The sequence below is a fragment of the Actinomadura verrucosospora genome, assembly GCF_039540335.1.
Taxonomy (GTDB): domain Bacteria; phylum Actinomycetota; class Actinomycetes; order Streptosporangiales; family Streptosporangiaceae; genus Spirillospora; species Spirillospora verrucosospora.
The window spans coordinates 135,665-153,456 of record NZ_BAABEV010000011.1 but is presented as its reverse complement, the minus strand read 5'-3'; the positions used below and the strand labels follow the sequence as shown (position 1 = coordinate 153,456).

Genomic DNA, 17,792 nt, shown 5'->3' with positions numbered 1-17,792 from the left:
GAACGGCGCCGCGGGGAGGAACTGCGCCATGTCCGACTTGTATGTCCCCTTGCCCGGCGCCCTCGCCCTGGCGCCGGAGCCGCCGCCGACGTACGAGCATCCGAACGTGACGCTGCTGAAGGACGGCTACACGGCCTTCGACAAGGGCGACATGGACCTCATCCGCGAGCTGCTCGCCGACGACGTCGTGCACCGCGTCCCCGGACGCGGGCCCGTCTGCGGCGTGTACCGGACGCCCGAGGAGGTCCTGGGCTTCTACGTCCGGCTGTTCGAGCTGTCCGGCGGGACGTTCCACACCGAGCCCTACTCGGTCATGGCCAACGACGAGTACGGCGCCGCCCTCGTCCAGACCTGCGCCGAGCGCCCCGGCCGCATCCTGGACGGCCGCGCCGTCGACCTGTTCCGCTTCCGCGACGGAAAGATCACCGAGATTCGCACCCTGGCCGAGGACCAGTACGCCAACGACGCCTTCTGGACCTGACCGTGTTTCACAGTCCCGGCCCACTTCGCCCGCCTGGCGGCTGTGTTTCAACGTCCCGGCCCACTTCGCCCGCCTGGCGGTTCGCTGCGTGACCGGGCCTGGGCGAACGCGGCATCGCTTCGCGATCTGCCCGGCTCCGCTCGCCTCCGGCTTCGCTCCACCGGCCAGGTCACGCGTTCGCGCGTGCGGCCAGGGCCACTTCGAGACAGGTCCTAGGCCGGTTTCCCGGTTTCGAGCGGCTTTTCGTCGTTGCTCGGCTTCGCGGCCTCTGCGGGCCTCCGGTCTTCCGCCCGGTCGCCGGCCTCGGCCGGTTTCTCGTGGCGGCCGGGCTTCCGGCGGCGGGCCTCGGCCCCGTCCTCGGCCGGGTCCTCGTTCCTCGCGGGCCTCTCGTGCCTGCCGGGCCTCTCCCCGGCGCGCTCCTGGAGCGCCTCGACCTCCGCGCGGTCGACGCTGTTCTCCGGGTTGGCGGCATCCGCGGTGAGGACGACGCGGCGCGTCGCGGTCCAGGCGGCGACGAACAGCGCGAACCGGGTCGCGATGTTGATCCACACCATCAGGCCGACCAGCACCGCGAACGTGCCGTAGACGGGGTTCTGCGTCGTCCGCCCGATCAGGAAGGCCGCGATCTGCTTGAGGATCTCGAAGCCGACCGCGCCGAAGAGCGCGCCCCGGATGATCCGGCGCCAGGGCGCCCGGGTGCCCGACAGCCGGCTGAACAGGGCCAGGAAGACCACGGTGTCGAAGAAGATGGCGCAGGCGAGGGACAGCAGCCGCAGCCCGGTCCCGGCGCCGGGGACGTGCTCCAGGCCGAGCCAGCCGAGGACGGTGTGGGTGGCGGACGTCGTGACCGTCGTGACCGCCATGCCGCAGATCAGGATGAGCCCGAGGAACGCCAGCACGCCCCCGTCCCAGAGCCGCTTCAGGAAGAAGTTGCCGCCGCCGCCCGGCTCGTTGCCCCAGATGTCGCGCAGGGACTCGCGCAGCACCTGCACCCAGCCGATCCCGGTGACCAGCAGCGCGACCAGGCCGAGGACCCCGACGGCGGTCTTGGACTGGGCGATCTGCTCGACGTCCAGCTGGCCCGCGAGCCCCGGCAGCTGCGAGCTGATCGCCCGGACGAAGTAGGCGCGGGCCTCGTCGCTGACCCCGACGAGATAGCCGAGCAGCGCGTACGCCAGCGCCATCAGCGGGAAGAACGACAGGAACGCGTAGCTGGTGAGGGCGGCGGCGAGCCGGTCGCCGCGGCGCTCCTGGTACCGCTCCAACGCGCGCACCTGGTGGTCGAACCACCGTGACCGCTCCCGGGAGCGTTGCAGCAGCGCCTTCCCGTCGCCGAGCAGGGACTCGCTCCGCCGCTGAACCCTGCCGATCACCTGCCGCATGCACGCAACGTACCCAACGCGGGCCGGTCGATGCCGCAGACGGTAATCGAACGGTCAACGCAGCGTCTCGTGCGGCCCGCTCATCCGGGGGCGGGCCCGCCGCGGTCGCCGCCCGGGGACGGCACCGCGCCGTCGCCGAAGATGAAGTCGCACTGCGGGCGCCAGACGCCGTCCCGCCCGTGCTCGTACAGGGAGAACCCCCACGCCTCGAAGTCGGCGCTGTAGCCGGCGAGCTCCTTGAACGCCTGGTCCATGACGCTCTCGGGGAGGTGGTGGGCGATGGTCACGTGCGGGTGGTACGGGAACGGCAGCGGCCGGGCGAGCGGACCCGACAGAACCTTCGCCTGAACCCGCTCGCAACCGCCGATTCCTTCGGCGAGCGCCACGAACACGACCGGTGACACCGGCCGGAACGTTCCGCTGCCTCGCAACTTGATCGGGAACGGGGTCTCGGTCGCCGCGACGGCCCGCAGATGCTCCTGGACGGCGTCGATCCCCGACTCGGGGACCTCGGTCGGCGGCAGCAGCGTGATGTGCGTCGGGATCGCGTGGGCGAGCGGATCCCCGAACGAGGCCCGCCGCGCCTGGAGGAAGGCCCCGAACGGGTCGGGGATGGGGATGGCGACGCCGATGGTGCGCACGCCGCCGTCCCCGCCGGGGGTCACGCCCCCGGCGGCGGAGGGCGCCTTCCCGGGGCCCTCCGCGGCGTCGCGGGCGGGGCCGTCAGCGGCCACGTCCCACGAATCCCACCCGTTCGCGCACGGTCTCCATCGTCGCGGTGGCGACCCTGGAGGCGCGCTCGGCTCCCAGGGCGAGCACCCGGTCGAGCCGCTCCTCGTCCTCCAGCAGCGTGAGGGTGCGCTCCCTGATCGGCGTGAACGTGTCGAGGACGACCTGCGCGAGGTCCTTCTTGAACTGCCCGTAGCCCGAGCCCGCGTAGCGCCTCTCCAGGTCGGGGACGGAGGTGCCCTCCAGCGCGGAGAAGATCCGCAGGAGGTTGGTGACGCCGGCCTTCTTCTCCTCCTCGTAGACGACCTCGGAGCCGGTGTCGGTGACCGCGCGCATGATCTTCTTGCGCATCGGGCCGGGCTCCTCCAGCACGTCGATGATCCCCTGCGGCGAGGACGCCGACTTGCTCATCTTGGCGTCCGGCTCCTGCAGGTCGGTGATCTTCGCGGCGCCCTCGGGGATGTGCGCGTCCGGCGGGACGAACGTGTCGCCGAAGCGGTGGTTGAACCGCTGCGCGAGGGTGCGGGTCAGCTCCAGGTGCTGACGCTGGTCCTCCCCGACGGGGACGCGCAGCGCCCGGCCGCCCTCGGCGGTGGGGTCGGGCGAGTAGAGCAGGATGTCGGCGGCCTGGAGGACCGGGTAGGTGAACAGCCCGACCGTCGTCCCGCCCGTGCCCTGCTTGGACGACTTGTCCTTGAACTGCGTCATCCGCTGGGCCTCGCCGAAGCCGGTGAGGCAGCCGAGGACCCAGGCCAGCTCGGCGTGCTCGGGGACGTGGCTCTGCACGAACACCGTGGCGCGCTCGGGGTCCAGGCCCATCGCGAGGAGCTGGGCGACGGCGACCTTGGTCCGGCGGCGCAGCAGCGCGGGGTCGTGCTCGACGGTGATCGCGTGCAGGTCCACCACGCAGTAGAAGGCGTCGTGGGTGTCCTGCATCGAGACCCACTGCCGGAGCGCCCCCAGGTAGTTGCCGAGGTGGAACGAGTCGGCGGTGGGCTGGATGCCGGACAGCACGCGCGGCGGTGCCGCGGCCGTTCCGGCGGACGCTTCGGGGCTGGGCGCTTCGGGCATGTGCACGGACCGATTCTCTCAGGTGTCGCTTGAGACTTCGCCGCCGGTGGCCTGCCGGGTGCCGGGGCCGGCGGCGGCGTCGCCTGCCACCGCCCGCGGGGTCGCGGACGGCGTGCCGGGCGGCACCGGTGCGGCCTGCGGCGACGCCCGCGGCATGACGCGCACGCGGGCCACCCGCCGGCCCTCCATCCGGGCCACGGCGAGCCGGCGACCGCCGGCGTCCACCGAGTCGCCCTCGGCGGGCACGCGGCGCAGCACCGCCATGATGTGCCCGGCGACCGTCTCGTACGGCCCGGCCGGGAGCCGGATGCCGGTCTCGGCGGCGAAGTCGTCCAGGTTGAGCAGGCCGTCGACCTCGACCACCCCGCCGTGCAGGCGCCGTGCCTGCGCGTCCTGGACATCATATTCGTCGCGGATGTCGCCGATGAGCTCCTCCAGGAGGTCCTCCAGCGTGACGATGCCGGCGACGCCGCCGTACTCGTCCATGACGATCGCCAGGTGGCAGCCCTCGCGGCGCATCTCCGACAGCGCCGGCAGCACCCGCTTGGAGGACGGCAGGAATTTCACCGGCCGCACCAGACCGCCCACCGGGCCGTCGCCGGGGACGCCCGGGGCGGGCCCGTCCGGCAGGACGGGCGCCAGCAGGTCGCGGATGTGCACGAACCCGATCACCTCGTCGTGGGAGTCGCGGCAGACCGGGAACCGCGAGTGCGGGCTGCCGGCGGCGATCCGGGCGGCGGCGGTCAGCGGGAGCGCGGCGTCCAGGAACTCCACCTCGGTGCGCGGGACGAGGACCTCGCGCAGCGGCCGCTCCCCCGCCGCGAACACCTCCCCGATCAGCGCCCGCTCGTCCGGGGTGAGCTGCGTGTTCTGGGCGACCAGCGTGCGCATCCGCTCCGCGGTGATCTCCCCGCGGAGCGTGCCCGGGTCGCCGCCCGACAGCCGCACGACGAGGTGGGTCGAGCTCGACAGCAGCCGCGCCAGGGGGCGGGCGAGCGCTCCCGCGGGCCCCACGAGCGTCCGGGACGGCGTCCGGTCCATGGGTTCAGCCTTCCCCGTTCGGCGTTCCGGATAGCCTGGGCGGACCCCTCGGCCTGGACGGGTCTCGCCGTCCTGATGATCGTGAACCGGCCGAGAGTCTCGTCGTGGAGGTCCGTCAGTGAAGCTGCTCGTCACCGGAGGCGCCGGCTACGTCGGCAGCGTCGTCTCCGCTCTGCTGCTGGAGGCGGGGCACGAGGTCGTCGTGCTCGACGACCTGTCCACCGGGCACGCGGACGCGGTGCCCGAGGGCGCACGGCTGGTGCGCGGCACGCTGCGCGACGCGGCGGCGGAGGTGCTCGGCGGCGCCGGGTTCGGCGCCGTGCTGCACTTCGCGGCCCGCTCGCTCGTCGGGGAGTCCGTCGAGAAGCCCGGCCTGTACTGGGACAAGAACCTCGGCGAGTCCCTCGCCCTGCTGGAGGCGATGCGCGTCGCGGGCGTGCCCCGGATCGTGTTCTCCTCGACGGCCGCGACCTACGGCGAGCCGGAGTCGACGCCGATCCTGGAGACCGACCCGACCCGTCCGACCAACCCCTACGGGGCGTCCAAGCTGGCGATCGACACGGCCCTCGCCGAGTACGCACGGCTGCACGGGATCGGCGGGGTGTCGCTGCGGTACTTCAACGTGGCCGGCGCGTACGGGCGGCTCGGCGAGCGCCACACGGTCGAGACCCACCTGATCCCGAACGTGCTGAGGATCGCGCAGGGCGGTGGCGACGCCGTGAAGATGTTCGGCGACGACTACCCGACCCCGGACGGCACCTGCGTCCGCGACTACATCCACGTGACCGACCTCGGCCGCGCCCACCTGCTCGCGCTGGACGCCTGCGAGCCCGGCCGCCACGAGATCTTCAACCTGGGCAGCGGCACCGGCAACTCGGTCCGCGAGGTCGTCGAGGTCTGCCGCGAGGTGACCGGCCGCGCCATCCCCGCCGAGGTGGCGCCGCGCCGTCCCGGCGACCCGGCCGTGCTGGTCGCCTCCTCGGAGAAGATCCAGGCACGGCTCGGCTGGAAGCCCGAACGCGATCTGCGCACCATGGTCGGCGACGCGTGGACCTTCCTGCGCTCCCGATGAGCGGCGCGCTCAGCGAGGCCTTCGCCGAGGCGTTCGGGCGGGCCCCGGAGGGCGTGTGGCGCGCGCCCGGCCGGGTCAACCTGATCGGCGAGCACACCGACTACAACGACGGCTTCGTCCTGCCGTTCGCGCTCCCGCACGGCGTCTCGGTCGCCGCCGCCCGCCGCGACGACGGCGTGGTGGAGGTCCGCTCGCTGCAGGCCGCCACCACCGTCAGCGCGCCCGTGGACGGCGGGACGGTCGCCGCCGAGAACTGGCCCGCCGACCGCGAGTGGGCCGCGTACCCGGTCGGCGTCGCGCGCGTGCTGCGCGAGCACGGCACGGGCGGCGCGTCCCTGCTGATCGACTCCGACCTCCCGCAGGGCGCGGGCCTCTCCTCGTCCGCCGCCCTGGAGTGCGCGACGGCGCTGGCGCTGTGCGACCTGCACGGCGTGGAGATCGACCGTCCCGCGCTGGCCCGGCTGGCGCAGCGCGCCGAGAACGAGCAGGTCGGCATGCCCTGCGGCCTCATGGACCAGTCGGCGTCCCTGCTGTGCACGCCCGGCCGGGCGCTGATGCTCGACTGCCGCAGCGGTCTGTCGTCGCAGGTCCCGTTCGACCCGGCCGCCTCGGGCATGGTCCTGCTGGTGGTCGACACGCGGGCCTCGCACGCGCTGACGGGCGGCGACTACGGCCGCCGCCGCGCGGAGTGCGAGGAGGCCGCGTCCCTGCTCGGCGTCGAGGCCCTGCGCGACGTCAAGGACCTCGCCGCCGCCCTCGCGGCGCTGCGCGACCCCGTCCTGCGCCGCCGCGTCCAGCACGTCGTCACCGAGAACCACCGGGTCGAGGCCGCCGTCGGGCTGCTGCGCGCCGGCGCCCTCCCCGAGCTCGGCGCCATGCTGAACGCCTCGCACCTGTCCCTGCGGGACCAGTTCGAGGTCTCCTGGCCCGAGGCCGACGCCGCCGTCGACGCCGCGGTGCGCGCGGGCGCCCGGGGCGGCCGCATGGTGGGCGGCGGCTTCGGCGGCTCCGCCATCGTCCTCACCCCGGCCGCCCGGGCCCAGAAGGTGCGGGACGCGATCACGGCCGCCTACGCCGACCGCGGCTGGACGGCCCCGGAGTTCCTGGAGGCGCCCCCCTCCGAGGGCGCCCACCGCGTCAGCTGAGGGCCGACTTGAGGTCGTCGTGCAGGCGGGTGGCCTCTTCCGCGGCGCCGGTCTCGTCCAGGGTGGTGAAGCCGTCGGCGGCGGCCGCGGCGTGCGCGGCCGCCTCGGGGAGGCGGCCGACCTGGCCGAGGACGCGGGCCTGGTCGTAGGAGACGAGGGCCGTCTCCCAGACGCGGGCGGGCTCGTTGTCCGGGGGCAGCCCGGCCAGGGCCGCGCGGGCCGCGTCCATGACGGCGACGGCCTCGTCGGCGTCGCCGCTCCACAGCAGGCTCATCGCGGCGCGGCGGCGGGTGCGGACCACCCCGTAGGGATCGCCCGCCTTCTCGTTGGCCTCGGCGGCCTCGGCGAACCGGGCGGCGGCCTGGGCGTCCCTGTCGAGGGCGGTCAGGACGCCCCCGGCCTCCTCCAGGAAGTGCGCGACGGCGTCGTGCCGGCCGTCCCGCGCGGCGTCCTCGGCGAGGTCGGCGAACGTCGCGGCGGCGTCCTCCTCGCCCATGTCCTTCTGCGCGTGCGCGAGGATCAGGCGGCAGCGCCGGGCGGGGTCGCCGTCCAGTCCGGGCAGCGCCTCCTCGGCGGTCTCGGCGGCCTCCAGGTGGCGGCCCACCGCCAGGTACGCGGCGGCGAGGTCCACGCGGAGGTGGACGGCCTGCTCGTGCATGCCCTCGGCCGTCCAGGCCGCGATGGCCTCGGCGAGGTCGGCGACGGCGTCGGCCGGCCGGTCGGCGGCGAGGAGCGCCAGGCCGCGGTCGCAGTGCGCCACCGCGCGCATCGGCGACGGGGGCAGCGCGGCGATCACCTCGTCGAGCAGGGCGAACACCTCCTCGTCCGGGCCGGTCTCCCCGCGGGCGAGGGTGCGGGCGAGCAGCAGGCCGGGCGAGGCGACCGTCTCCGGCTCGCCGGAGGCGCGCGCCGCGTCGGCGGAGCGCCGCAGCGCCGCCACCGCCTCGCCGGTGTCGCCGGTCCGCAGGAGCGCCTGACCCCGCAGGAACCACAGCTCGCCGGCGCGGTCGGGCGCGTCGCCGGTGTCGACCCGGTCCAGCGCGGCCAGGGCCTCGGCCGGGCGGTCCAGCCCGAGGTGCGCGGTGGCGAGGCGGAGCAGCGCGGCCGTGGCGTCGCCGTCCTCCCCCGGATGCGCGGTGAGGTGCTCGGCGGACGCGACCACCTGCTCCAGGCCGCCCTCGTCGCCGAGGTCGACGCGCATCGCGCCGAGGCGGCCGAGCGCGCGGTACCGGCGCGTCTCCTCGCCCAGCTCCGCGTACAGCCGGGAGGCCTCCTCCCAGCACCGCGCGGCGCCCTGGCCGTCGCCCTCGACGGCCAGCTCGACGCCCCGGCCGTCCAGGCGGCGGGCCTTCTGGAAGGGCGTCGGCCCGGTGGTCTCGGCGACGGCGTCGAACCGCCGGAAGGCCGCGAGCATGCCGGGCAGGTCGCCGTCGGCGCGGCGCCGGTCCACCAGGTCGAGCAGCTCCCCGAGATCGTCCATGGACGCGAGGGCGTCGGCGGAGGCGGCGTCGTCCGCGGAAGGGGTCCGCGGGGCGGGGGCGGGCGCGGGGCGGCGGTGGTGGGGGGCCAGCGGCAGGAAGTCGACGACCGGCTCGGCCTCCAGCGTGGCGCGCACCTTGTCGCCCTGGTGGGACGTGCCGTTGCGGGCGTCGAACCGGGCCGCCAGCGCCGTCGCGCGCTCGGCCAGTGCGCCGCGCTGCTCGGGCAGGGGCACGTCCGCCGCCGGGCGGTCGTCGGCCGCCGGCCGGCGGACGGTCGCCGCGCCGTGCCCGGCCGCCTCGACCGCCCCCAGCAGCAGGGCCGCCGCGGCGGAGAACTCCATGTCGGCGTGCGCGCTCGGGGCCCGGTCGAGCCAGCCGAGGTGCCGCTGCAGGATCTCCAGGCCGCGCGCCCCGTTGCCCGTGACCGCGCAGAACTCCAGGTGCTCGCCGATGTCGCCGAGGTCGGCGAGGCGCGCCCGGTGCACCCGGTAGGCGCGGCGGTGCGCGGCGGCGGCCTCCTCCAGGCGGCCCATGCGCAGGTACACCGGCAGCAGCGCCGTCTGGATCGACTGCGGCTGCTCGTTGCAGGACAGCCGCGCGCTCAGCACCGGCGCGGCGATCTCGAACGCCTCCTCGTGCCGTCCGGCCTCGACCAGGTGGCGGGCCATGCCGGTCGGGTCGCAGCCCTCGCAGTCGGACAGCTCGTCCCGCTCGGCGGCGCGCCACTTCACGAACCACTCGTGCGCCGAAGCGTCGCCGATGTGCCGCGCCACCACGTTGCGGTAGTGGTACACCGCCTGGAGGCTGTGCCCGCCCGCCTTGTAGCGCCGCTCCATGTCGTCGAGGACGGCGTAGGCGCGGTCCAGCGGGATCTCGGGGAACGAGGTCAGGGAGCTGACCACCGCCTTCATCTGCCACAGCAGGCTGTGCGCCTCGTCGAACCGGGCGGGGTCGCGGTCGTGGTCGGCCAGCGTGCGGCTGAACGTCGCGAACGCCTTCACGGGCTCGCCGCCGTACCGGTAGGCGTCGGTCAGCCTGACCCGCACGTGGAACGCGAGGACCTCGTCGCCCGCCGCCTCGGCGCGGCGCAGCGCGTCCTCGATCAGGACGGTGCGGGCCTCCCCGTAGGGCAGCTCCTGCGACCGCGCCATCAGCGCGTAGACGTCATCCATGCTCAACGGGGCCCTCCGGGGAGTGGACGGCCCACTCCAGCAGGCCGATGAAGGAACGGTTCAGGACCGCCGTGTCGACGGGCCGCAGCGGATGGTGGCCGAGCAGCAGCGCCTGCCCGTACAGAGCCTGGACGGCCGCCTCGACCGGCCCGCCGTCGCCGAGCGAGGTGACGCGCCGCGCCAGCGGATTGCGGTAGTTCAGCACCAGCTGGGGGCGGTCGGCGCTCGTGGTCGCGCCGACCGCGCCGAGCACGTCCGCCCACAGCTCGCCCGCCTCCTCCTGCGCGCGGGCCAGCTCCTCGCGGAACTGCGCGTCCCGGCTCGTCAGGTACAGCGCGGGCAGCGACGCGGGGTCGAAGTCGCGGACGACGACCTCGCAGCCGAGCCGCTCCACCGCCCGCTGCGCCGCCGCGAGGAACGGCCGCAGCGCCAGCTCCGCCGCCGGGTCGAGGACGCCGAAGGTGGTGGTCAGCTCGGCCGCGTCCAGCCGCGCGAGCCGGATGTCGGGATCGAGGTCCGGCAGCCGCTCGATGATCTCGGTGTCGTGGACGTAGCCGCCGTTGACCAGGCCCACGCCCTGGGCGCCCGCGACCGCCGCGAGCCGCCGGAACTCGTCCACGTCCGCGGTGAACCGGCCGTCCGGGTGGCGGCGGCGGAACTCGTGCAGGGTCATCGGCCCGGAGGACGTCTCGTACTCCAGCCACCGGTCGACGATCCGCAGCATGTCGTCGTCGTGCAGGGCCATCGCCTTGACGCCGAGCTGGTGCAGCCGCAGGAAGGCCCGCAGCCGCGCCGGGTCGGTCTCGGCGAGCTTCACCAGCCACTGCCGCAGCACCTCGCCGAGGCCGTGCCGGGTCGATTCGAGCAGCTCGTCCTCGTAGAGGGCCTCGCGGCTCGCGGTCGGCCGCAGCTCCCCCGCGTCCACGACGCAGCGCGCGAAGAACGCCCAGTCGGGAAGCAGTCCCTCGACGCTCTCGGCCAGCAGCATCCGCTTCAGGTAGACGCGGTGCGCGGCGCGCGCGGACGGCGACACCGGCTCGGGCAGGACGAACGCGACGCCCGTCAGCCCGGCCTCCGGCACGTCGAGGTCCACGACGTCGAACGGGGTGAACCCGCAGACCTCCTCGCAGTACCGCTCCAGCGCCCGCCTGCGGTCGGCGGGATCGCGGTAGGACGCCCGCCACGGCGGCCCGTCGCCGGTGACGGCCACGCCGTCCACGACCAGCTCGACCGGGAGGAGCGACCCGTAGGTGGCGGCCAGCTCGGCGACGACCGGCGGGCTGAGCAGCTCCCCCGCGCCCGGCCGCGCCCGCAGCGTCACCGTCGTGCCCGGCTCGTCGCGCTCGCCCGGCTCGACCAGGTAGCTGCCCTCGGACCGTCCCGTCCACCGGACGGCCCCGCCGCCGCGCGCGGACCGCGTCACGACCTCGATCTCGTCCGCGACGAGGAACGCCGACAGCAGCCCGATCCCGAACTGGCCGAGGAAGTCGTGCCGCGCGAAGCCCAGTTCGTCCCGCTTGGACGACCGCCCGATGGTCGCCAGCAGCGTGTGCACCTCGTCCTCGGTCAGGCCGACGCCGTCGTCGTGGACGCGCAGCACGCCGCCGCCCGTCTCGATCTCGACGCGGCCGCCGGCGCCGCGCGCGGTGATCGCGTCCACCGCGTTCTGCAGCAGCTCCCGCAGGTAGACGCGCGGGCTCGCGTAGAGATGGCGGCTCAGCAGATCCACCACGCCCCGCAGGTCCACCTGGAACGCCTGTTCGGCCACCGGCACGCCTCCCCCGATCACTTTCCGAGCGATCACACCCTAGCGACCGATACCGACGCATTCAGATCATTTGCCGTCGCCACCGCGTGATCGCCGCCCCGCCGCCGCCCGGAAGCGGCCCCGGACGCGGACGAGCCCCGGACCACGGGGTCCGGGGCTCGTCCGCGCTCAGGTCAGATGAGGCCGAGCTTGCGGACCGCCTCGCGCTCCTCCGACAGCTCCGCGACGGACGCGTCGATCCGGGCGCGGGAGAAGTCGTCGATCTCCAGGCCCTGGACGATCTCCCACTTCCCGTCCGCGGCGGTGACCGGGAAGGAGGAGATCAGGCCCTCGGGGACGCCGTAGGAGCCGTCCGACACGACCGCCATCGACGTCCAGTCGCCGTCGGCGGTGCCGTTCACCCAGGTGTGCACGTGGTCGATCGCGGCGGACGCGGCCGACGCCGCCGACGACGCGCCCCGCGCCTCGATGATCGCGGCGCCGCGCTTGGCGACGGTCGGGATGAAGGTGTTCTCCAGCCAGTCCTGGTCGTTCACCGTCTCGGCGGCGTTCCTGCCGGCGATCTCGGCGTGGAACAGGTCCGGGTACTGCGTGGCGGAGTGGTTGCCCCAGATCGTCATCCTGCGGATGTCGGAGACCGAGGCGCCCGTCTTCTTCGCCAGCTGCGCGAGGGCGCGGTTGTGGTCCAGGCGCGTCATCGCGGTGAACCGCTGGGCCGGGACGTCCGGCGCGTGCTGCTGCGCGATCAGCGCGTTGGTGTTGGCCGGGTTGCCGACCACGAGGACCCTGACGTCGTCGGCGGCGCCGGCGTTGATCGCCTCGCCCTGCGGCTTGAAGATGCCGCCGTTGGCCTCCAGCAGGTCGCCGCGCTCCATGCCCTTCGTGCGCGGGCGCGCGCCGACCAGCAGCGCCACGTTCGTCCCCTCGAACGCCCGGCCGGCGTCGTCGAAGATGTCGATGCCGGACAGCAGCGGGAACGCGCAGTCGTCCAGTTCCATCGCGGTGCCCTCCGCGGCCTTCACCGCCTGCGGGATCTCCAGCAGGCGCAGGCGTACGGGCACGTCCGCGCCGAGGAGGTGCCCGGACGCGATGCGGAACAGCAGCGCGTAGCCGATCTGGCCCGCGGCGCCGGTAACGGTAACGGTGACTGGGGTGCGAGTCATGCGTCCTTCTCCTGCTGTGACCTGACGGGGCTCAGGCGGCCATCCTTGGGAACCCGACCGCCCGAGAGGCCTCCCGCCCGCACTCCGTCGCGCGGGTTCTCTCGCCGTCGAGATAGTTGCGGTGCCAGGCTATCGCGCACGTCCCGCCCGCCACCGCGCAGGTGCGCCTCCCGGCACGCCCCCCGCCCCGAACAGGCGGAAGGCCGCCCCGGACGGATCCGGAACGGCCTTCACCCCGCGTGCGCGGGGGGCGACCGGCGAGACGCTAGCCGCCGATCTTCTTCTGGAGGTTGGTGTCGAGCGCCTCCAGGAAGCCCTGCGTGGTCAGCCAGGGGGTCTCCCCGCCGACGAGCAGGGCGAGGTCCTTGGTCATCTGGCCGCTCTCGACGGTCTCGATGCAGACCTGCTCCAGCTTGCGGGCGAAGTCGATGACCTCGGGCTGGTCGTCGAGCTTGCCGCGGTGCTCCAGCCCGCGCGTCCAGGCGAAGATCGACGCGATCGGGTTGGTCGACGTCGGCTTGCCCTGCTGGTGCTGCCGGTAGTGCCGGGTCACCGTGCCGTGCGCGGCCTCGGCCTCGACGGTCCTGCCGTCGGGGGTCATGAGGACGGAGGTCATCAGGCCGAGGGAGCCGAAGCCCTGCGCGAGGGTGTCGGACTGGACGTCGCCGTCGTAGTTCTTGGCGGCCCAGACGAACCCGCCCTCCCACTTGAGCGCGGCCGCGACCATGTCGTCGATCAGGCGGTGCTCGTAGGTGAGGCCCTTGGCCTCGAACTCGGCCTTGAACTCGGTCTCGTAGATCTCCTGGAAGAGGTCCTTGAACCGGCCGTCGTAGGCCTTGAGGATCGTGTTCTTCGTCGACATGTACAGCGGCATCCCGCGGCTCAGCGCGTACCGCATGCTCGTCCGGGCGAAGTCGCGGATCGAGTCGTCGTAGTTGTACATGCCCATGGCCACGCCGCCGCCGGGGAACGAGGCGACCTCGAACTCCATCGGCTCGTCGCCGTTCTCGGGGGTGTAGGTGATCGTCACCTTGCCCGGGCCCGGCACGACGAAGTCGGTGGCCTTGTACTGGTCGCCGTGGGCGTGGCGGCCGATGATGATCGGCTTCGTCCAGCCGGGGACCAGGCGCGGGATGTTGGAGACAACGATCGGCTCACGGAAGATCACGCCGCCCAGGATGTTGCGGATCGTCCCGTTCGGGGACCGCCACATCTTCTTCAGGCCGAACTCCTCGACGCGCGCCTCGTCGGGGGTGATGGTCGCGCACTTCACACCGACGCCGTGCTCCAGGATGGCCTTGGCGGCGTCGACGGTGACCTGGTCGTCCGTGGCGTCACGGTGCTCGATCCCCAGGTCGTAGTACTTCAGGTCCACATCGAGGTAGGGCAGGATCAACTGGTCCTTGATGAATTTCCAGATGATCCGCGTCATTTCGTCGCCGTCGAGTTCGACGACCGGGCCCGCTACTTTGATCTTGGGCATGCTGTTGCTGTCCCTTTCCTACACCTGGCCAGCAGTCCTTGTAAGGCTCAACTGGCAAGGCTAGCCGAGGCGGTCATGAGGTCTAGACCTGGCCTTGCCCTGGGACCCGCCGCCTCCGGCCTGACCTGCGGCGACGCGCTAGCCCGGGGGCTCCTTGGCCGTCCGGGAGGAGCGCCCGGCGAGGAGCAGCCGCGCCCCGCGCACCATCATCGTGAACGCGATCAGCACGCCGAACGCGCCGGCGAGGACGAGCCCGGTCTTGTTCATCGGCGGGACGCTCAGCGACACGAACGCGACCATCTCGCCGAGGATCACGAGCGTCCAGCAGTCGACCGACCGGCTCCGGACGGCGAGCGGGCCGAGCTGCGACTCGGGCAGCAGAAGCCGGGCCAGCGCGCCGATGAGCAGCGCGGCGGCCATCAGGCCCGAGCCCTTGCGGAAGTAGTTGAAGGCGCACAGCGTGAGCCCCGCGCCGACGCCGCTGAGCACGAGGAGGTACGGCAGCCGCGCGAGCCAGTGCGGGGCGGCGCTCCTCCGACGCGGCGCCTTGCGCCTGCGCCGGTGCACCTGGGTGCTCATGGCCCTCACGGTATAGGCAATCGGGCCCCGGCACGACATCGCGCACCCCTCCGGCGGGAGCGGTCCGCGGGGGGACGCAGATGAGTCGGGGCGGAGACGCAAGCGAGGCGGCGGGGGGAGCGTCCGGTTTGTCACACGCCGCCGAAATGCGGATGGGACCTATGTGCTCAAGGTGATGGCCGAGAGCCCGGAATCCCCTGCGCCATCGGTCCTACTCGCCAGTAGGAGGGTGTGACGGCATGGCACCCGGGTAACCCGGCAGACAGGGGTCGCTAACTAGCTGGGAGGACTGCCGTGGAGGGGCCGTTCATGCGGATCGAGGACAGCGGGCTGGTGGTGCCGCTGCGCCCCGACGTGACGACGGTCGGGAGAGGGAGAGGAGTGGACATCCGCCTCGACGACCCGTCTGTGTCCCGTTTGCACGCAGAGATCGTCCGACGTGGCCCGTACGTCTACGTGGTGGACATGGGCCTGTCCCGCAACGGGACGCGCGTCAACGGCCGGCCGATCGCCCGCCGTGTGCTGGAGGACGGTGACGTCGTGAGCTTCGGCACGGCGCGCTGCCGCTTGGGGGGCATCCCCCGTGAGGAGGTCGACCCGGACGTCGAACTGCGGCGCGCCGTCGCGCCCGAGCTCACCCGCCGGGAGGTCGACGTGCTGACCTCGCTGTGCCGGCCCGCACTGTCCGACGAGGCGTTCGTGGCCCCGGCCACGGCGCGCGACATCGCCGGCGAGCTGGTCGTCACGGAGGCCGCGGTCAAGCAGCACCTGCTGCGCCTCTACCAGAAGTTCCGGATCCCCGAGGGCGCCAACCGGCGCACCCGGCTCGCCAACGAGGTCATCGCGATGGGCCTCGTCCGCCCGCTGCCGCCGGTGCACGTGCCCCAGCAGGGCCGTCCGCCGATGGACGGGCGCGTCCCCGGGGTGCGCGGCACCACCGAGACGCGCCGGCCGGGCGCCACCGGCCACGCGCACGGCCCGGGCCGTCCGGCGCACAGCACGGCCGCGGGACGGAGGGCCAGCTGATGTGAGACCCGCGGTCGCCCTCCCCGGCAGCGCGACAGGAGGGCGATCGCTCAGCCCCCGATGCGGCCGCGTAAGTGACGGCGCGGCCCAGGGACTCGCCGGCGGGGGCCGCCACCCAGGTGCTGGTGGCGGCCCCCGAAGCGTGCCTGTCCGCGGCCCGTGCCCGGCCGGCCCGGCGGGGCCGGCCGGTCGGGCTGGTGGTCAGACGGCCTGCCCTGTGGCCTGCTCGGCGGCCTCGACGACGTTCGCGAGGAGCATGGCGCGGGTCATCGGGCCGACACCGCCGGGGTTGGGCGCGACCCAGCCGGCGACGTCGCGGACGTCGGCGGCGACGTCCCCGGCGAGCTTGCCGTCCACGCGGGACACGCCCACGTCGAGGACGGCGGCGCCGGGCTTGACCATGTCGGCGGTGATGAGGCCGGGCACCCCGGCCGCGGCCACGACGATGTCGGCCTTGCGGGTGTGCTCGGCGAGGTCGCGGGTGGCGGTGTGGCAGAGGGTGACGGTCGCGTTCTCGGTGCGGCGGGTCAGCAGCAGGCCGAGGGAGCGGCCGACGGTGATGCCGCGGCCGACGACGGTGACCTCGGCCCCCTTCAGCGGGACGTCGAAGCGTCGCAGCAGCTCGACGATGCCCTTCGGCGTGCACGGCAGCGGGCCCGGCTGCATCAGGACGAGCCGGCCGAGGTTGACCGGATGCAGGCCGTCGGCGTCCTTGACGGGGTCGATGCGCTCCAGCACGCGCTGCTCGTCGAGGCCCTTCGGGAGCGGCAGCTGGACGATGTAGCCGGTGCAGGCGGGGTCGGCGTTCAGCTCGGCGACGGCGCGCTCCACCTCGTCCTGCGAGGCGGTGGCGGGCAGGTCGCGGCGGATGCTCTCGATGCCGACCTCGGCGCAGTCGCGGTGCTTCATGTTCACGTACGAGTGGCTGCCGGGGTCGTCGCCGACCAGGACGGTGCCGAGCCCGACGGAGACGCCGCGCTCGCGCAGCGCCTCGACGCGGACCTTGAGGTTCGAGCGGATCTCGGCGGCCGTGGCCTTGCCGTCCAGAATCTGTGCCGTCATGCGTTCCTCCGCGTGGATCTCGGCGGGACCGGGCCCCGGGCGCACAGCCCGGCCGGATGGGTCCCGTCCACCCAGGCGCGCGGTGTCCGGACTGTCGTTCGCTCCCCGGTGGTGATCCACCTTGACCGCGCCAGTCGCGTAGGCCCCCATGCTAACCGGCCGCCCGGAGACGGCGGGCCCCGCGGCTCCGTGGAGGAGGCCCCCCGCGAGTGGCTTGCGGAAAAGGGCGCCGAGTGGCTCTGCCGGAGGCCGCCCCCGGGGTCCTAGCGTGCTCCGCATGAACGAGGAATGGTTCGAGCGGCCCGTCCTGACCGGGCGGTACGTGCGGCTGGAGCCGCTGTCCGCCGAGCACGCCCCGGGCCTGTTCGAGGCGTCCAAGGACCCGGACCTGTGGACGTGGATGAGCCAGCGCCGGCCGGAGAGCGTCGCCGACATGCGCGCGCAGGTCGACCAGGCGCTGGCGGCCTGCGAGCGCGGGCTGCGCCTGCCCTGGGTCCAGATCGACGCGGTGACCGGGGAGGTCGCCGGGACGACGTCGTACTACGAGATCTCCCCGTCCGACCGCGGCCTGTGCATCGGCCACACGTGGATCGGGGCGCGGTGGCACCGGACGGGGCTCAACACCGAGGCGAAGCTGCTGCTCATGGGCCGCGCGTTCGCCGACCTGGGGGCGATCCGGGTCGGCTGGCACACGCACGTCAGCAACGAGCGGTCGCGCGCGGCGATCGAGCGGCTCGGGGCGGCGTTCGAGGGCGTCCACCGGAAGCACCGGATCCGCGCGGACGGCTCGATCCGCGACACCGCCGTCTACGCGATGACGGACGACGACTGGCCCGCCGCCGAACGCGCCCTGCGCGCGAGACTGCGCTGACGGCCGGTGGGCGGGGCGCTCAGTCCTCGGAGCGCTGGCGCCAGCCGATGAGGCGGTCGGTGCCGTGCCAGCCGAGCTGGGCGGCGAGCACCGCGGCCAGGAACGCGGCGACCAGCCCGATCACCTGGCGCGACTCCATCAGCAGCAAGTCGGCCTGGTAGACGACGCCGAGCATGAGGGACATCAGCAGATTCATCCTGCCTCCACCACGGAACGCCCGCGCCGGGGTCAAGGGAGGGTCACAGGGGGGCGCGGCAGCCTGAGGG

General features: G+C 73.8%; 16 protein-coding genes and 1 riboswitch. Of the genes, 5 read left to right on the top strand and 11 right to left on the bottom strand.

Features of this window, described 5'->3' with window-relative positions; all coding sequences use genetic code 11:
- The first annotated feature begins 28 nt into the window (after nt 1-28).
- Entirely contained in the window at nt 29-481 is a 453-nt protein-coding gene (locus tag ABD944_RS15335) for a nuclear transport factor 2 family protein (RefSeq protein ID WP_345176703.1), read from the top strand.
- A 212-nt stretch (nt 482-693) separates the two neighbouring features.
- Here ABD944_RS15335 and ABD944_RS15330 read toward each other — a convergent pair whose 3' ends face one another.
- The 4 genes from ABD944_RS15330 to ABD944_RS15315 form a co-directional block, all read right to left on the bottom strand.
- Nucleotides 694-1,863 (bottom strand): YihY/virulence factor BrkB family protein, encoded by a 1,170-nt coding sequence (locus tag ABD944_RS15330; RefSeq protein WP_345176701.1) that lies wholly within the window; start codon nt 1,861-1,863, stop codon nt 694-696.
- Between the two features lie 80 nt (nt 1,864-1,943).
- Nucleotides 1,944-2,597, bottom strand: a complete 654-nt coding sequence (locus tag ABD944_RS15325) for a 2'-5' RNA ligase family protein (protein WP_345176699.1) — start codon at nt 2,595-2,597, stop codon at nt 1,944-1,946.
- Nucleotides 2,587-3,663 (bottom strand): tryptophan--tRNA ligase, encoded by a 1,077-nt coding sequence (trpS, locus tag ABD944_RS15320; protein ID WP_345176840.1) that lies wholly within the window; start codon nt 3,661-3,663, stop codon nt 2,587-2,589. Before trpS ends, ABD944_RS15325 begins: the two co-directional genes overlap by 11 nt.
- A gap of 18 nt (nt 3,664-3,681) precedes the next feature.
- Nucleotides 3,682-4,704, bottom strand: a complete 1,023-nt coding sequence (locus ABD944_RS15315; RefSeq protein ID WP_345176697.1) for a hemolysin family protein — start codon at nt 4,702-4,704, stop codon at nt 3,682-3,684.
- A gap of 118 nt (nt 4,705-4,822) precedes the next feature.
- Between ABD944_RS15315 and galE the strand changes: the two genes are divergently transcribed.
- Together galE and galK are read left to right on the top strand one after the other, a co-directional pair.
- Complete coding sequence (galE, locus tag ABD944_RS15310) at nt 4,823-5,776, top strand: UDP-glucose 4-epimerase GalE (RefSeq protein WP_345176695.1); 954 nt, start codon at nt 4,823-4,825, stop codon at nt 5,774-5,776.
- The gene (gene galK / locus ABD944_RS15305) at nt 5,773-6,921 is read left to right on the top strand and encodes a galactokinase (protein WP_345176838.1); all 1,149 of its coding nucleotides are present in this window, start codon (nt 5,773-5,775) and stop codon (nt 6,919-6,921) included. Before galE ends, galK begins: the two co-directional genes overlap by 4 nt.
- Here galK and ABD944_RS15300 read toward each other — a convergent pair.
- The 5 genes from ABD944_RS15300 to ABD944_RS15280 form a co-directional block, all read right to left on the bottom strand.
- Nucleotides 6,914-9,580, bottom strand: a complete 2,667-nt coding sequence (locus tag ABD944_RS15300; RefSeq protein ID WP_345176692.1) for a hypothetical protein — start codon at nt 9,578-9,580, stop codon at nt 6,914-6,916. The two genes, galK and ABD944_RS15300, sit on opposite strands and share 8 nt — an antisense overlap.
- Complete coding sequence (locus ABD944_RS15295; RefSeq protein WP_345176690.1) at nt 9,567-11,342, bottom strand: HSP90 family protein; 1,776 nt, start codon at nt 11,340-11,342, stop codon at nt 9,567-9,569. The genes ABD944_RS15300 and ABD944_RS15295 overlap by 14 nt, the downstream gene beginning before the upstream one ends.
- 173 nt (nt 11,343-11,515) lie before the next feature.
- The gene (locus ABD944_RS15290; RefSeq protein ID WP_345176687.1) at nt 11,516-12,505 is read right to left on the bottom strand and encodes a malate dehydrogenase; all 990 of its coding nucleotides are present in this window, start codon (nt 12,503-12,505) and stop codon (nt 11,516-11,518) included.
- 265 nt (nt 12,506-12,770) lie between these two features.
- Nucleotides 12,771-13,988, bottom strand: coding sequence for an NADP-dependent isocitrate dehydrogenase (locus tag ABD944_RS15285; protein ID WP_345176684.1), 1,218 nt, complete (start codon nt 13,986-13,988; stop codon nt 12,771-12,773).
- Between the two features lie 138 nt (nt 13,989-14,126).
- Entirely contained in the window at nt 14,127-14,567 is a 441-nt protein-coding gene (locus ABD944_RS15280; protein ID WP_345176682.1) for a DUF3017 domain-containing protein, read from the bottom strand.
- A gap of 294 nt (nt 14,568-14,861) precedes the next feature.
- Here ABD944_RS15280 and ABD944_RS15275 point away from each other — a divergent pair, with 294 nt between their 5' ends.
- A complete protein-coding gene (locus tag ABD944_RS15275; protein ID WP_345176679.1) occupies nt 14,862-15,593 on the top strand; it encodes an FHA domain-containing protein in 732 nt (243 codons plus the stop codon).
- A gap of 201 nt (nt 15,594-15,794) precedes the next feature.
- Here the strand turns inward: ABD944_RS15275 and ABD944_RS15270 are convergent, their stop codons facing one another.
- Nucleotides 15,795-16,655 carry a bifunctional methylenetetrahydrofolate dehydrogenase/methenyltetrahydrofolate cyclohydrolase gene (locus tag ABD944_RS15270; protein WP_345176676.1) on the bottom strand — a complete coding sequence of 287 codons (861 nt, stop codon included), beginning with the start codon at nt 16,653-16,655 and terminating at the stop codon, nt 15,795-15,797.
- Nucleotides 16,656-16,717: 62 nt separating this feature from the next.
- Nucleotides 16,718-16,803, bottom strand: a riboswitch (ZMP/ZTP riboswitch).
- Between the two features lie 129 nt (nt 16,804-16,932).
- On the opposite strand from ABD944_RS15270, the gene ABD944_RS15265 reads away from it, so the two are divergent.
- Entirely contained in the window at nt 16,933-17,526 is a 594-nt protein-coding gene (locus ABD944_RS15265; protein WP_345176673.1) for a GNAT family N-acetyltransferase, read from the top strand.
- A gap of 19 nt (nt 17,527-17,545) precedes the next feature.
- On the opposite strand, the gene ABD944_RS15260 is transcribed toward ABD944_RS15265, so the two are convergent.
- Nucleotides 17,546-17,722: a hypothetical protein gene (locus ABD944_RS15260; protein WP_179837580.1), complete on the bottom strand. Its 177-nt coding sequence runs from the start codon at nt 17,720-17,722 to the stop codon at nt 17,546-17,548.
- Nucleotides 17,723-17,792: the final 70 nt, after the last annotated feature.